Genomic DNA, 14443 nt, shown 5'->3' with positions numbered 1-14443 from the left:
ATGAAAGCCGTTGTGATCAGGACGTTCGGCGACCCCGATGGCCTGGAGGTCGTCGATGTGCCCGCGCCCGTGCCTGCCCCGGGGCAGATGAGGATCGCCACGGAGGCGATCGGTGTGGGCGGTGTGGACGCCGTGATCCGCCGCGGAACGCTCGCCGCGCACGGGTTCCGGGAGGGTCATCTCCTCGGCAGCGAGGTCGCGGGAACGGTCACCGAGGTGGGAGAAGGTGTCGACACCTCGTGGATCGGGCGGCGGGTGTGGGCGTTCACCGGCCTGTCCGGTGGATACGTCGAGCAGGCCGTCGCCGCGGTCGAGGACGTCCTCGCGCTGCCCGAGGGCCTGACCGGCGCCGACGCGGTGACGCTCGGCGGCTCCGGCGTGGTCGCCCACTTCGCCCTGGAACGCGCCCGTCCCGCGCCCGGTGAGGCGGTGCTGGTGCGGGGCGCGGCGGGCAGTATCGGGATCACGGCGGTGCAGCTCGCGGCCCGGGGCGGCGCGGGCGTGGTGGCGGTCACCACCTCGTCGGCGGAACGCGGCGCCCGCCTGCGCGACCTGGGTGCGACCCATGTCCTCGACCGCTCCGGAGAAGGCGGCCCGGACGCGCCGACGGGCTTCGACGTGGTGATCGATGTAGTGGGCGGGCCCCGGCTGCCCCTTTTCCTGGACAAACTGAACCCCAACGGGAGGTTCGTGGCCGTCGGTGTGGTCGGCGGGCAGCCGCCGGCGGACTTCGGCATGCGGCTGATCGCCGCCTTCCGCAGGTCGCTGTCGTTCGCCACCTTCAGCTCCGACACCGTGCCCGGTCCCGACCGGCAGGCCGTACGGTCGTCCCAGTTCACCGATGCCGCGCACGGGAGCCTGCGCACGGTCGTGCACGAGGTGCTGCCGCTGGACCAGGCGGCACTGGCCCACCGGCGGATGGACGCGGGCAGGGTGTTCGGCAGGATCGTGCTGGTTCCGTGACCCGGGGAGATACGGCGTTCGCGGTCCGGGAAACGAAAGGCGAGCCGCTCAGGTCGTAGCTGACACTCGGCGCCCACGATCACCACCGTCTGCGCCGGGCAGTGCGTGGCGTGCCCGCTCGCCACTGTCTCGTCCGGTACAGGAAGCGCCGCCGTGCGGCCCCGCGTGCTGATGCCCTGGACGGCCGTGAGCCACTTTCCGGCCTCGGCGTGATGTGCCCCGATGGTGGGTGAGGACGGAACGGACCGGGTCGGTGATGTGCGGTCCGTGGCGCCGGTGGGGCTGCTGGTGTCGGTCTACGGCTGGTGGTCGGTGCCGTCGGCGGGACGCCCGGTGTCGGACTGCGACGGGAGGTCTGTGCCGGCGCCGGGGGTGGCGTGGGCCAGGCCTGTCCGATAGGCGATGACGACGAGTTGTGCTCGGTCGCGGGCGTGCAGCTTGGTCATCGCGCGTTGTACGTGGGCGCGTACGGTGAACGGGCTGAGGAACATCCGTTCGGCGATTTCCTGGTTGGACAGGCCGGTCGCGACCAGAGCCACCATCTCGCGTTCGCGTGGGGTGAGCGCGGCGAGCTGTTCGGAGTGGTGTGGGGTGACTGTCCGCGGTGTGGCCAGGAAACGGGTGACCAGCGAGCGTGTGGCGGCGGGCGACAGGAGGGTGTCGCCCTCGGCCACGGTACGCACGGCGTTCAGCAGGTCTTCGGCGCCGATGCCTTTGCCGATGAAGCCGGCGGCCCCCGCGCGCAGTGCCTGGGCGACGTACTCGTCGGTCTCGTACGTGGTGAGGATCAGGATGCGGGTGGCCCGCAGTTCGGGGTCCGCGCAGATCTGAGAGGTGGCGGTGAGCCCGTCCGTCTCGGGCATACGGATGTCCATGACCACCACGTCCGGGCGCAGCGTGCGGGTGAGTGCGACCGCTTCCCCGCCGTCGGCGGCTTCGCCGACCACGGTGATGTCGTCGGCGCTGTCGAGGAGCATCCGGAAGGCGCCGCGCAGCAGGGCTTGGTCATCGGCGAGGAGTACCCGGAGCGTCATGGCGTGACCCCGTCCTCTGCGTCGCCTGTCGCCGCGTGGGCGGGCGGACCCTCGGTGGCGGGCGCACCGTCGGTTCGGCGCGTCGTGTCCTTGGCGGGTGGCAGGGGCAAGCGGGTGCGGACGAGGAAGCCGCCCTCCGGGCGCTTGCCCGCGAAGAGGTCTCCGCCGGCCGCGGTGGCACGCTCGCGCAGACCGATCAGACCGTAACCGGGCGGCCGGCCCGGTGTCGTGGATGTGCTGGGGGGAGTGGGTGCGGAGGGCGCGGTGGGGGAGTCCTTGCCGTCGTCGGTGACGGTGACGGTCACGTGCTCGCGGCTCCAGACGAGGCGTACCCGAGCGTTACCGGGGCCGGCGTGTTTGGTCACGTTGGTCAGGGCCTCCTGGACGATGCGGTAGGCGGTGAGGTCCACTCCCGGCGGCAGTGGTCTGGCCGTGCCCTCCTGGTGTACCGACACCTGAAGACCTGCGCGGCGGAAGGACTCGACAAGCGCGGGAAGCCGGGACAGCCCGGGCGCCGGTTCGGCCGGTGTGGCCGGGTCTCCGGACTGACGCAGCAGACCGACCGTGGCGCGCAGGTCGTCGAGGGCGCCGGCGGTGGTCTCGACGAGTTCCCGAAGGCTCTTGCGGGTCTGTTCCGGGCGGGTGTCGAAGAGATGGGCGGCGACCGTGGCCTGCGCGTTGGCCAGGGTGATCTGATGGGCCACCAGGTCGTGCAGTTCCCGGGCGATCCGTACTCGTTCCTCGGCCACTCTTCGGCGCGCTTCGCGGTCCCGGCTCTCCTCGGCCCGCCGGGCCCGTTCCTCCACGGCCGTCAGGTAGGCCCGCCGGTTGTGCACCGAGTGACCGAGTACGCCGGCCACCAGCGGGACGGCCGCCACCACTGCCATCCTGCTCGCGTCCTTCCACGAGAAGTCCCCGGACAAGGGGATGGAGGCGGCCAGTGCGGCGGAAGTGAGCAACACCGCGCTCGCCGCGCGCCGTTCGGTGCGCGCGCTGAGGGCGTAGGAGTAGGCGGTGATCACGGCGGGGGCCACGATGAGCGGGGTGAGCAGGAGGCCGAGGGGCGGCACCAGCACGCCGACCGCGGTGGTGGCGGTCAGGGCGGCCAAGGGGGCTCGGTGCCGCACGGGGAGCACGGCGCAGGAGACCACGGCGACGAGGTAGGCGGCGGCAGGCGGCGCCGACAGCGTGTCGTCGACCCGCATCACCCCGCCGAGCAGACAGAACGCGAACGCCGTCGCCGTGATCGCTCCCTCCCGCCACCACGCGCCGCGTGACCGCGAGCCGCCGCCACCCGTGCTCGTCATGGCGGGCTCAGTCCCGGCCGGCGGGAAGCCGGCGAACCGCTGCCCCGGGCCCGGCCGCGGGGACTCCGACAGGCCTGCTCAGTGCTTCCCCCTCGACATCCACATGCGCCGGCACAGGGCCCAGGATACGGGGCGGTCACGAGGCTCGGTGGCCCGGGGACCAACGCTCGCTGCTCCTCGTCGGCGCGAAATCCGCGCCGACCGGGGGCCTGACAACCGAAGCCGTATGGGAACTCTCCGTTGTCGGGACCGCCCGCTGCGGGCGGACCTCTGGACCGTCAACCGTCTGCCGGACCCTGCCGCCGAGCTGGCCGTCATAGGGGTACTGGAAAGATCTCCGGGCCAAGGGTGTCACCGGTCGGTGTCTGTGTTCTTGTGGACGGCGTTTGCCTGGGGGACCGGCCGGTCGTCCTGGCGAGGAGGCCTGAGCCCGCGCATGGCGAGGTCGACCACGTCGTCGACGTAGGCCTCGTCGTGTGGTCCCGGTGCGATGAGCAGCCGGTAGTACAGCTGGGCGTAGATCAGTTCGATGGCGCGGTGCGGGTTGATGTCGGCGGCGACCTGTCCGTCCGCCTGGGCGCGGCGGATGCGTTCCGCGACCAGTGTGCCGGCGGGGTTGACCAGGCGTTCGCGGAACTCCGCGGCGAGGCCGGGGTCGTGCTGGGCCTCGGCGACGATTGAGGCGAGCACGCCGCGTGAGTCGCCGATCGTGTCGATCCAGGCGTCTTTGACCATCAGCTTCAGGTCGGCCTCGAAGTCGTCGGTCTGCGCGGTGTCCAGGCGCCGTTGCAGGCGTCCCTCGAGCCGTTGTGCCCACGCGTCCAGGACCACCGCGCCCTTGGAGGGCCACCAGCGGTAGATGGTTCGTTTGCCGACGCCGGCGCGGGCGGCGATTCCCTCGATGCTGACACGCGCCAAGCCGCTTTCGCCGGCCATCACCAGCGCGGCGTCCAGGATCGCGGCGGTTGTCTGCGGGTTGCGCCGTGAGGGGTCGGGTGCACGCATCGTGGTGATGTCGCCTCCATGGTGGTCGGCTCACGCTACCGAATGAGAGAGGCGAACCGGTTTGTGTTGACATGATCGAGATGCCGCGACACGATCCGTATCGTATCGCGATCCGAACCGTATCGTCTCCCTTGACTCCGTGTACGTGCAGTTCTGACGGACCCTACGAAGGGAATCCCATGCGCAACGACCTGTACGACTACAGCCCGATTACCGAACGCCCGCCCATCCGGTGGCCCGACGGCGCGCGGGTGGCGTTCTACGTCGGCCTCAATGTGGAGCACTTCGTCCTGGGCAAGCCGTCCACCAGCATCAACCAGGGCACCGCGGGGCTCCTGCCCGATCCGCTGAACCACGGGTGGCGCGACTACGGTCCCCGGGTGGCGATCTGGCGGATGATCGAGTCGTTCGACCGGCACGGCGTACGGCCGAGCGTGCTGCTCAACTCCGATGTCGCCGAGCACTACCCGCAGATCATCGAGGCGGGCCGGGCGCGCGGCTGGGCCTGGCTCGCGCACGGCAAGAACAACTCCACCTTGCAGACCGACGTCGAAGCGGACGAACGCGCCTATCTGGCCGAGGTCGTCGGCACCATCGAGAAGGCGACCGGGCAGCGTCCGCGCGGGTGGATGGGCCCCGCCCTCACCGAGACGTTCCAGACCCCGGCACTGCTCGCCGAACTCGGTCTGCACTACGTGCTGGACTGGACCGCCGACGACCAGCCGTTCCGCCTGAACGTGCCGGGCCTCCTGAGCGTTCCGTACACCCTCGAACTCAACGACCTGGGGCTGTTCACCGCCCACTCCATCAGCGGCCCCGACTTCGTGCAGATCGTCAAGGACCAACTCGACCAGCTGTACGCGGACTCCGAGCACAGCGGTCGCGTGATGGCGCTTGCCCTGCACCCGTTCGTCACCGGCCAGGCGTTCCGGATGAAGTACCTGGACCAAGCACTCGAATACGTCGTCAACCACCCCGGCGTATGGACCACGACCAGCGACGACATCGCCGAACACTACGCCCGCACCACCGCGGGCCCCGGCGCCACCGCCTGACCGGCGCCAGCCTGGCCAAGCAGCCCAGCCGGTGCGTGACAGCCATGGTGGTCCGCCGATCCGGGGCGTATCCCTATGTCGCGTCCCGTGCCTGACATTTCGGCCGGCGGGGGCGCTGGTACCAGGCCGCTGCAGGGCGGGCACGGCCGCAGCGGGCCCGGTGCGCGCCCATCACCACCGCGGCGCTCCCGGCCGGCAGCGGCCCAGCGCCTCCCGCACCGGACCGGGACCCACCACCACCTCGTACACATCGCACAGCGCGGAGAGCCGATACCCGGTCAAGCCCTCCGAGAGGAGCCGGTGGCCTGCGAGGTCGCACCCGTGGCAGCAGGCGGGAGCCTGTGCGCGGATCGACGGCATCCAGGACGGCCCTGTTGGGAATGCGAAGTGGGGACTGGGAGGTGCCTGTGCTGGGTGGTGAGGGCTTCGGCCTGGATGAGGTGCTGCGGGCGGCGGAGGATGCCGCGCCGGTGGAGTCGGCCGATGTAGTGGCCCGGAATCTGGAGAAGCGGTTCTCGGCGAGCGAAGTGTCGTTCTGGCTCGTGGACATGATCGGGCAGGAGGCCGTCCGGCTGCCGAGAGCCGGCACGGCCGCGCAGACGCGCGGTGAGACGGGGAGAGTCAAGCTGGCGGGCAGCGTGTACGACCGGGTGCTGCGCTCCCAGCGCCTGCACCAGGAGCCGGACGGAGAAGGCGGATGCCGGCTGGTGGCCCCGGTGACGAACCGCGGCGACTGCATCGGCGTCCTGGACCTGGCCGTACCCGAAGCGGACGAGGCGGTGCGCGACGCGGTCGCGCAGGCCGCGCACGCGCTGGCGTACATCGTGGTCACCGACCGCCGCTTCACCGATCTCTACCACTGGGGACGGCGTACCACCACGGTGTCCCTGGCCGCGGAGATCCAGCACCAGTTGCTGCCCTCGGCGCCCTGCTGCGAGGCCGCGCAGTTCACCCTGGCCGGCGGCCTGGTCCCGGCCGACGACATCGGCGGCGACACCTACGACTACGCCCTCGACCAGGACGCGCTGTACCTCTCGATCACTGACGCGATGGGGCACGACACGGCCTCCGCGCTGCTGGCGACGGTGACCGTGAACGCCCTGCGGGGAGCCCGTCGTGCCGGACTCGGCCTGCTGGAGCAGGCCTACGCCGCCCATGAGGCGATCACCCGGCACAGCCGTGGCATGACCACCGGCCAGCTGCTGCGCGTCCAGCTGGAGACGGGCACCTGCGAGCTGGTCAATGCCGGCCATCCCTGGCCGCTACGGCTGCGCGGCGACACCGTGGAGGAGCTGACCGTCAAGGTCGACATGCCGTTCGGGGTGCCCGCCCCGGTCACCTACCAGGTGCAGCGGCTTCACCTGGAGCCCGGCGATCGCCTGATCCTGGTCACCGACGGAATGCGGGAACGCGCCGCCGCCACGGTCGACCTCCCCGCCCTCATCCACGACACCCGCGGCGAACACCCCCGTGAAGTGGTCCGGACTTTCACCTCGGCGGTCCACGAGGCCTGCGGAGGCTCCCTGCCCGACGACGCCACCACGATGGTCCTCGACTGGCGCGGCAGCCGTACGGGGGAGCGCCACACCAACGGCGGCTCCAACCTCTGAACCCGTCGGCCGCCGTGGCGGCTCCGCGCTACCCGGCTTCCCAGGGCACGGTGGACGGCTTGCCGGTTGTCACCCCTCTTGTGCTTCCTTCGCCGACGAGGGCGGCTGGAAGCATACGGTGACGTCCTTGCCGCGAGGGCAGCGGCGCACCTCCCAGTCGTCGGCGAGGGCGTCGACCAGGAGCAGCCCGCGTCCTCCGAGGGCGTTGTGGTCCGTCTGGCGTTGCTCGGGCAGTTGCGGCGAGGCGTCATGCACCGTTACGTGCAGGCATTCCTCGTCCCAGGCGAGGATGAGCTGCGCGGCGCTGTGGGCGTGGACATGGGCGTTGGTCACCAACTCCGAGACGGCCAGCACGACCGAGTCCACCAGGGCCGGTGCTGTCCGTGCCCAGTCGAGTGTGCTCATATGCTTACGCGTCCACTCCCTGGCTTCCCTCACTCCGCTGCTGATCGGCAACGAGCGCGCCCAGCCGACAGCCCTCATGGATGACTCGTGCGTCATGGTCTCTCCTTCAGTCACTCCACGGTTTCCTGTCCGTCTGCCCCGGCACCGGCGGCCCCAACGCGAGTAGGCGGCGAAGTCCGGGCGCTGATGCCCTCACGAACGGCGCCACGCCACCGCGGTTGTCAACAGCCTCCTGTTGAACAGGCGTATTCGAGAGTGGTCACGATCGTCCGGCGTCGATCGGTGGGGAGCAGGTCGTGGTGACGGCGGCTATCCGGAGGAGGGCGAGGTTGCGGGCACGGATGGGTGGACGGGCCGTCGAGGAGGGCGGCGGAGTGGGAGCGCGGGATGTGCTCGGTCTCGCCGCTTCCGAGCCGGGCGTTGAGCGGGGCGCGCGTCAACCCGGCAGGTGGAACTCCTGCACCGACTGTGCGAGCTGTCCCACCGCGGCCACGAGCGGTGCCACCGGCTGGGCGAATGCGTTGAGGCGGTCCAGGGCCCGGCGCAGGACCGTCGGCTGCGGCTCCGCCTCGTCCAGTTCCTCCCGCAGGCGGCGCAGCTCCCTGGTGGTGGCCTCCGGGTCGGCGAGCAGCGCCTGGTGCTCCTGAAGCAACCGCTCGACCCGCGTGAGGAGTTCCGCCGTCCTGCCGGCCTGCGCGGCGTCCGGCGGTGGGAAGGAGACCGAGCCGGAGATCGCCTGAGCGCCGTGTCCCACCGCCTGGTTGCCCACGTAGTGGGTGCCGCCGTTGATGACGAGCCCGTTGTTGACGGGAGGCTCTTGCCGCTCGTGGTCGTCACGCATGACGGGACCTCCTACTGGCCGGGTACGCCGGCGGAGCCGGGGGCGGTGGCGCCGGCTTGCTTGGGGAAGTTCTGGGTGGCGGTCGCGCCCGCGCCGATGGCCTGGTTGCCGATGATGCTCGTACCGCCCTGCTGGATGAGGCCCTGGTTGAGGATGGTCTGCTGCTGCGCGCGGAAGTCGGTGGTGTCGTAGCCGTGGGAGTCGAGGAACTCGCGGACGGCGGCGAAGGTGTGCCGCTCGACCAGCGAGGTGATCCGCTGGGCGTCCAGGACCTGGAAGTAGTTGTGGTAGTCGGGACTGAGCGCCAGTTCCCGGACGCTGACCCGGGCACCGTAGTCGTAGAGCGGGTCCTGCTCGATGGCGGTCAGTTCATCGCCCATCCGCCGGAGGCGGCGGGCGTCGAAGCGGGCGTGGCGCAGCGCGCGGAAGGGTGCGGAGACCAGGGCCGGGCCGGTGTGGTGGACGGCGTTCGCCAGCAGGCCGCGTTTGCCGGCGGCCGAGAGGGAGCCGTCGAGGCGGTCCACGATGTGGTAGGCGGCGCGCACGGGGCCGAGGACGTGATGGTCGATGTGGAGGTGGAGCGTGCTGCCCACGGTCGCGAGGTGCAGGAAGGTGCTCGGTACCACGTCACCGCCCCACATGGGTACGTGGACCGCGAGACAGTGGCGGACCGTGCCGGTCGGCCGGAGCATGATCTTCTCGACCGTCTCCGCGGGCAGCTGGGCGACCGGGGCCAGCGTCGTGGTGCTGGTGAACCGATCGTCGGTGCCGATCGTGGTGCCGTTCACGAAGACGCGGTCCTCGACCGTGAGGGAGGCGAGGGCTTCCTCTTCCGCCGTGCGCGCCGCGCCGTCGGTTCCCGGCGCCGCGACCGACCGGAGCCGTTCGCGGAGGTGGCCGACGATGTCGACGGTCGTGAACGGCCGTGGCCCGGCGGGGTGAGCCCGGAGGCCGACGGCGTTCTCGGCGGGCAGCAGCGGTACCGCGAGGGACCACTGCGAGCTGGTCGCCGTGTAGCCGACGTAGGGGGCGTATCCGCTGTACACGGTGACGTTGCCGTCCCGTGCGTCCTTGACGGTCTCCATCCGGTCGGTGACCCACTGCGGTCGGTCCGCCGTGTCGGCGGGCTGCCTGGTGAAGGTCTCGCGGGTCAGGGTGGTGCGCAGCAGCAGGTCGACGTCGAGGTCGTGCCGGACGACCGTGGCGTAGGCGAACGCCGCGGCGCCGAGCGAGGCGAGTACGGCCGGTACGCCGGCCAGGTAGGTGCCCAGCAGCCAGGCCGGGAAGCCGTCGACCGGCAGTGAGGAGAAGGCGATACCGCAGGTGAGAGCGAGGAGGGCGACCACGCCGGCTGTGACGCCCAGGCGCAGCAGTGTCCCGCCGTCGGGCTGGTGCCGGCCGCGGGTCGCCAGGCTCGGCCGGCCGCCGGTCTGCCGGACGGCCGACAGCATCACCCTGACGCCGACGAGCCACACGGGCGCGAGCAGGGCGACGACCGCGAAGGCCGCCGTCAGGCGCAGGTCGCGCGCGTGCCGGAGGTCCCGCGCCGCCAGGCAGTGCCGTGCCACCGCCTCCAGGTCGACGCCGGGGGAGGGGGCCACGGCGCCGGCCTCGTCCGCCAGTACGTCGTCCACCACCCGGTCGGCGAAGCGTTCATTCACGTAGGCCGCTGCGCACAGGTACCGGGTGACGTCTCCCGGTTCGCGGCCGACCGGCATGTTGAGCGGTGCGGTCGTCACGGATGGTCTCCCTTCGGCGTGGTGCGGTCGCCCCGGCCGGCTGCCGGTGCGCCTCGGAGCGGGACCGCGTGGCGGCCCGGCGAACAGGAGCGCCAGCAGCACGCCGAGCGCGAGGCCGAAGATCAGGGAGCCGCGTCCCAGGTTCACCGCGAGCGTGTCGGCCGGCGCCAGCGGCGCGTCGTCGACGAGGGCCACGAGCAGGCCCAGCCCGGCGAGGTTCGCGAGCAGCGCGGTCAGCACGCCCACCGTGAGACAGCCGGCCCATCCGGGTCCGCCGCGGGCCGACAGCCACGAGGTGAGGAGCACGAGGGCCGCGAGCAGCACCAGGACACTAAGGTCGTTCGCGATCAGCGCACCCGTGCCGGCGTACCGGTCGGCGGACACGTCCCAGCCCGGGGAGAAGGCGGCCTGCGTCACCCAGCGCAGCAGGGCGTTCTCGGATCGTTCGATGTAGAAATGCCGTGTGTAGAAGTCCAGGAGCGGCCGCTGCGCCCAGGAGCCGCCGGCGACGACGATGACGAGGATCAGCACTGCGAGGCGTCGGTGCGGGCCGGCCGCCTGGCCGGGCGCGAGCCGCCGGGCGATCGACATCTGGGGTGCCCCCTCCCCGTTGCCGTGGATCGGTGGCCGCACTCTATGGCATGGCCTCGTCGCCGTAACCAGGAACGGCAAAGTCCTATCGGACGGGGAAACGGGAGGGGCGGGAGTGGGGGAGAGGGGTACCGGCCTCATCCGGTCGTACGCCTCGGTCACCTCCGGCCGACCGGGTGCGGTGCTGTCGCGGGCCTGCCGCCGGCGACTCGGGCGGAGCCGGACCCTGGCGGCCGAGCCGGCGCATCGGGCCGGGCCGCCTTCGAGACCGCGGTCACATTCGAGGGTCCGGAACGGTGACCCAGCGCGAGAATCCGGGCGCACGGCGCGAGCGGGCCGGTGAAGGACCCCACATGACGCACGTCACCTACGACCCCGCACCGTAGTACCTTTTGCCCGATTCACCCCGCCCCGCACCCCCTCCGACCTGCACATTGAGACGCACACCACATCCCCGGCATTCCTCACCGATCCGGCCACCACTAGTAAAGAGGGTCATTGCGGGCATCTGCCGGGCCTGCTTATCTGGACGACGTCGCCAGGCGCCACGAGCCCCGCAGCGGGCCGCGGCGCCGACGTATGCGAGCCACCCACCCCGGCCCACCCCATACGAGCGACACCCCCGTCCCCGACGCAAGAGGTAATCCGTGTCCGTCTCCTTCATCCGCCGCATCGCCTCCCCGAAGAAGGCCCTCACCACCGCCGCCGTGGCCGCCGCCACCGCCGGCATGGCACTCACCGCCGCCCCGGCACACGCCGCCCCGGCCCAGGCCTCCTCCGCCCAGGCGATCGCGCACAAGATGATCCCGGACGCCGCCCAGTTCAACGCCTTCAGCAAGATCGTCTCGCACGAAAGCGGCTGGAACCCCAGCGCCACCAACAGCTCCTCCGGCGCCTACGGCCTCGTCCAGGCCCTGCCGGCCTCCAAGATGGCCTCCGCCGGCACCGACTGGAAGACCAACCCCGCCACCCAGATCAAGTGGGGCCTGGACTACATGAACTCCCGCTACGGCAGCCCCGTCAAGGCCTGGAACTTCTGGCAGGCCAACGGCTGGTACTAAGCCGACAGCACCACCACACTTCCGCACCCGCGCCCACCCGGCGGGGGCACCCGCATATATGTGCGCATGCTGCCGGACACCGAGCCTTTGTGCGCCGACGGGTACGACGTCCAGCGCCGGGGAGCGGGTGTGTACGGCGGTCGCCGACGATGCGGGCCACGATGCGGCGGTCGTCCGCCATCCACAGGTGACGCCGTCGGTGATCACCGCATCGGTATGACCATGAGCGCGAGCCATGACGGGCTCGCGCTCCACGGGCACGGGACCGGGGGACCGTTATCCCTGGTCCGCCACGAAGGACGCCATGCGGGCCAGGGCCGCGTTCCAGTTGATCGCGGTCTCGTTGGTCGACCAGGACTGGATGTCGTCGATGTAGCAGAACTGGCCGGTGCAACCGGTCAGTTTGGACTGCGCGTACGGGTCCTGGATGCTCGAGTTGGGACCGCCGGCCAGCGTCCCGGCCGGCGGGTTCGGCAGAGCCGGGTCCAGCTGGTGGGCGTACCAGCGGCTGTGCTGGTTGTGGGAGCTGACCTCCCCGTAGCCGGTGACGTAGGACATGTTCAGGGCGTTGCGGCCGAGGACGTAGTCCATGCTCTGCACGGCCCCGTCGCGGTACTTGGCGCCGCCGGTGATGTCGTAGGCGGTGGCGAGGACGACGGCGTTGTTGAGGACCTGGTGGTTGGAGCCCCAGTCGTAGAGGTTGTTCTCCGGCGCGTAGGGCATGCCGTACGGCTGTGCCTTCAGCGTGGCCAGGTAGCGGTCGGCGCCCCGGACGACGGACTGGCGCACCTTGTCGCGGCCGGGCAGCCGGCTCGGCACGGTGGCGAGGTCGAGGCGGGCCGGGACGGCCGTCCGGGCCCAGTCGAAGCCGGCGGGGCCGAAGATGTCGGCGGTGTGGACGGGCGAGGTGAGGACGTACGTCTCGTACTGCTTCTCTCCCGTGGTGAGGTACAGCTCGGCCGCGGCCCAGTAGAACTCGTCCCGCACGTCGTTGTCGTTGTAGGCGCCGCCGCCGGTGGCGTCGTTCGGGTCGGCGTACACGTCCGGGTGGGCGAGGGCCGCGGTCCAGGCGGTGCGGGCGGCGGCGAGGGTCCGCGCGGCGAAGGCCGGGTCGTGGGCCCGGTAGAGGCGGGCGGCCTGGGCGGCGGTCGCGGCCAGGTTGAGGGTCGCGGCGGTGGTCGGCGGGTGCAGTTCGCGCTTCTGCGGGTCGGCGCTCGGCAGCAGCGGCAGGCCGGTCCACTGCTCGTCGTGGACCTTGTGGTGGGCCATGCCGGCCAGCGGCTGCCCGGCGGGCACCTGCATCTTCAGCAGGAACTCCAGCTCCCAGCGGGCCTCGTCGAGGATGTCGGGCACCTTGTTGCCGCTCTCGGGCAGGGCGAGGGTGCCGTCGCGCAGCTTCTCCGCCTGTCCGGTGCGGGCCAGCGTCTCGCGCTCGTAGGTGCTCAGCAGCTCCCAGGTGGTGATGCCGCCGTTGACGACGTACTTGCCGTGGTCGCCGGCGTCGTACCAGCCGCCCGTGACGTCGAGTCGGTAGTCGCACACGCCGGGCTGGCAGGGCACGTTCCCGTCGCCCTGGTTGGGGGCGACGTCGACGTGGCCGGCCGCGCGGCCGTAGCCGGGGCGCAGGTCGTCGCGGATCGGGATGCCGCTGCGCTGGGTGTAGTAGTACTTCACCGCGTCCAGCCGCAGCCGCTCGTAGGCGGCCGTGCCGATGTCGAAGGGGCGGCTCGTCTCGCCGTCGGCGACCAGGGTGAAACCGGTGCCGTTTCTCCGGTAGGCGCCGAAGTCGACGGAGTGCACGTTCTGCCCGGAGGAGACGTCGGTGCCGCGGGGCACGGTCCAGCCGCGGGCGACCGTGGTGCCGCGGGCGTCCTTCAGCTGCCACGGCAGCCGGGTCGTGGCATCGGTGACGAGGGTGGCGTTCTTCGGCCCGGCGGGCAGGTAGGCGACCTGGTTGACGCGGACCCGCGGCCCGGTGTCGGGCTCGTACGGTTGCGGGGCCACCCCGCCGAGCAGCGACACGTCGTCCACGCAGAAGCGCCAGGGCTCGGCCGACCCGCCGGCCTGGAAGGCGACCTGGGCCTGGGCGCTGTCGACCGGGGAGGTGAAGGTGTAGCTGTAGGTGCTGCCGTCCGGGCTGAGCTGCGGACTCGCCTCGTACCAGGTGTCGTACGGCGCCGTCTGCAGTCCCACCAGCGCCCGCACGACGTGCCCTTCGGGGACGCCGGAGGCGGCGAAGGAGAAGCGGTACGTCTCGCCCTTGGCCAGAGTGATGTCGTTCTGGCCGACGGCGGCGTCCCAGCGGTTGGCGGTGCCGCCGGGTACGTCGGCGCACAGCCGTCCGCCGTCGAGGCCGGCGGCGACGTTGCCGCTGGTCCACCACGCCTCGGTGCCGGCGTCGAAGGTGCCGTTCCTCACCTGCTCGACCTCGTCGGCGCCGGCCTGCTGGGCGGGCAGGGCGGTGAACGCCGCGGCCAGCAGCGCGGTCAGGGGCAGCAGGGCGGTTCTGCGTCGTTTCACGTCTGTGCTCCTCGGGGAGTGCGGGTGACGCTCGGCGAGAGAGCGCTCCCATAATGGAATGGGAGCGCTCCCAAGCGCGATGGAGGACATGGTTGTTGCAGTCATGACGCTCCGTCAACGGTCCGGACGGGACTGCTTCCCGCCCGGACCGTACGCCCGCTCGATTCGAAGGGCTTCGGCCGCGGAGGCCCCGGGCTGCCGGGACCTCCGGCTCGCCGACGCGGCCGGCCGCCCGGACCTCGCCCGGGTGACTGCCGGCAAGGCGCAGGCGGACCCGCGAGCCGCGCACCGCGAGGAAGACAGCACGGCATG

The 14443-nt window shown here is 71.5% G+C and carries 11 protein-coding genes; 4 read left to right on the top strand and 7 right to left on the bottom strand.

The window, feature by feature from the left end:
* Positions 1-963, top strand: coding sequence for a zinc-dependent alcohol dehydrogenase family protein (locus SCK26_RS01115; protein ID WP_318199314.1), 963 nt, complete (start codon positions 1-3; stop codon positions 961-963).
* 296 nt (positions 964-1259) lie between these two features.
* On the opposite strand, the gene SCK26_RS01110 is transcribed toward SCK26_RS01115, so the two are convergent.
* The 3 genes from SCK26_RS01110 to SCK26_RS01100 all read right to left on the bottom strand — a co-directional run bounded on the left by SCK26_RS01110 (position 1260) and on the right by SCK26_RS01100 (position 4309).
* Positions 1260-1997 (bottom strand): response regulator transcription factor, encoded by a 738-nt coding sequence (locus SCK26_RS01110; protein ID WP_318199313.1) that lies wholly within the window; start codon positions 1995-1997, stop codon positions 1260-1262.
* Complete coding sequence (locus tag SCK26_RS01105) at positions 1994-3304, bottom strand: sensor histidine kinase (protein WP_318199312.1); 1311 nt, start codon at positions 3302-3304, stop codon at positions 1994-1996. Before SCK26_RS01105 ends, SCK26_RS01110 begins: the two co-directional genes overlap by 4 nt.
* A gap of 351 nt (positions 3305-3655) precedes the next feature.
* A complete protein-coding gene (locus SCK26_RS01100; protein ID WP_318199311.1) occupies positions 3656-4309 on the bottom strand; it encodes a TetR/AcrR family transcriptional regulator in 654 nt (217 codons plus the stop codon).
* A 179-nt stretch (positions 4310-4488) separates the two neighbouring features.
* On the opposite strand from SCK26_RS01100, the gene SCK26_RS01095 reads away from it, so the two are divergent.
* A complete protein-coding gene (locus tag SCK26_RS01095; protein WP_318199310.1) occupies positions 4489-5364 on the top strand; it encodes a polysaccharide deacetylase family protein in 876 nt (291 codons plus the stop codon).
* A gap of 410 nt (positions 5365-5774) precedes the next feature.
* Positions 5775-6974 carry a PP2C family protein-serine/threonine phosphatase gene (locus SCK26_RS01090; protein ID WP_412080828.1) on the top strand — a complete coding sequence of 400 codons (1200 nt, stop codon included), beginning with the start codon at positions 5775-5777 and terminating at the stop codon, positions 6972-6974.
* Positions 6975-7043: 69 nt separating this feature from the next.
* Here the strand turns inward: SCK26_RS01090 and SCK26_RS01085 are convergent, their stop codons facing one another.
* The 3 genes from SCK26_RS01085 to SCK26_RS01075 form a co-directional block, all read right to left on the bottom strand.
* On the bottom strand, positions 7044-7475 hold the full coding sequence (locus SCK26_RS01085; protein WP_318199309.1) for an ATP-binding protein: 432 nt from the start codon (positions 7473-7475) through the stop codon (positions 7044-7046).
* Between the two features lie 340 nt (positions 7476-7815).
* Positions 7816-8220: a DUF5955 family protein gene (locus tag SCK26_RS01080; protein WP_318199308.1), complete on the bottom strand. Its 405-nt coding sequence runs from the start codon at positions 8218-8220 to the stop codon at positions 7816-7818.
* Positions 8221-8231: 11 nt separating this feature from the next.
* Positions 8232-10550, bottom strand: coding sequence for a hypothetical protein (locus SCK26_RS01075; protein WP_318199307.1), 2319 nt, complete (start codon positions 10548-10550; stop codon positions 8232-8234).
* A gap of 647 nt (positions 10551-11197) precedes the next feature.
* Between SCK26_RS01075 and SCK26_RS01070 the strand changes: the two genes are divergently transcribed.
* Positions 11198-11611, top strand: a complete 414-nt coding sequence (locus tag SCK26_RS01070) for a transglycosylase SLT domain-containing protein (protein ID WP_318199306.1) — start codon at positions 11198-11200, stop codon at positions 11609-11611.
* A 276-nt stretch (positions 11612-11887) separates the two neighbouring features.
* Here SCK26_RS01070 and SCK26_RS01065 read toward each other — a convergent pair whose 3' ends face one another.
* Positions 11888-14131: a glycoside hydrolase family 9 protein gene (locus tag SCK26_RS01065; protein ID WP_318199305.1), complete on the bottom strand. Its 2244-nt coding sequence runs from the start codon at positions 14129-14131 to the stop codon at positions 11888-11890.
* Positions 14132-14443: the final 312 nt, after the last annotated feature.

The organism is Streptomyces sp. SCL15-4 (assembly GCF_033366695.1).
In the GTDB taxonomy this organism is placed as follows: Bacteria; Actinomycetota; Actinomycetes; order Streptomycetales; family Streptomycetaceae; genus Streptomyces.
This window is presented reverse-complemented; position numbering and strand designations above follow the sequence as displayed.

What these genes read in the sequence shown, in the direction of transcription:
- SCK26_RS01115 (WP_318199314.1), top strand. Translation starts at nt 1, where the DNA reads ATGAAAGCCGTTGTGATCAGGACGTTCGGCGACCCCGATGGCCTGGAG.
- SCK26_RS01110 (WP_318199313.1), bottom strand. Translation starts at nt 1,997, where the DNA reads ATGACGCTCCGGGTACTCCTCGCCGATGACCAAGCCCTGCTGCGCGGC.
- SCK26_RS01105 (WP_318199312.1), bottom strand. Translation starts at nt 3,304, where the DNA reads ATGACGAGCACGGGTGGCGGCGGCTCGCGGTCACGCGGCGCGTGGTGG.
- SCK26_RS01100 (WP_318199311.1), bottom strand. Translation starts at nt 4,309, where the DNA reads ATGCGTGCACCCGACCCCTCACGGCGCAACCCGCAGACAACCGCCGCG.
- SCK26_RS01095 (WP_318199310.1), top strand. Translation starts at nt 4,489, where the DNA reads ATGCGCAACGACCTGTACGACTACAGCCCGATTACCGAACGCCCGCCC.
- SCK26_RS01085 (WP_318199309.1), bottom strand. Translation starts at nt 7,475, where the DNA reads ATGACGCACGAGTCATCCATGAGGGCTGTCGGCTGGGCGCGCTCGTTG.
- SCK26_RS01080 (WP_318199308.1), bottom strand. Translation starts at nt 8,220, where the DNA reads ATGCGTGACGACCACGAGCGGCAAGAGCCTCCCGTCAACAACGGGCTC.
- SCK26_RS01075 (WP_318199307.1), bottom strand. Translation starts at nt 10,550, where the DNA reads ATGTCGATCGCCCGGCGGCTCGCGCCCGGCCAGGCGGCCGGCCCGCAC.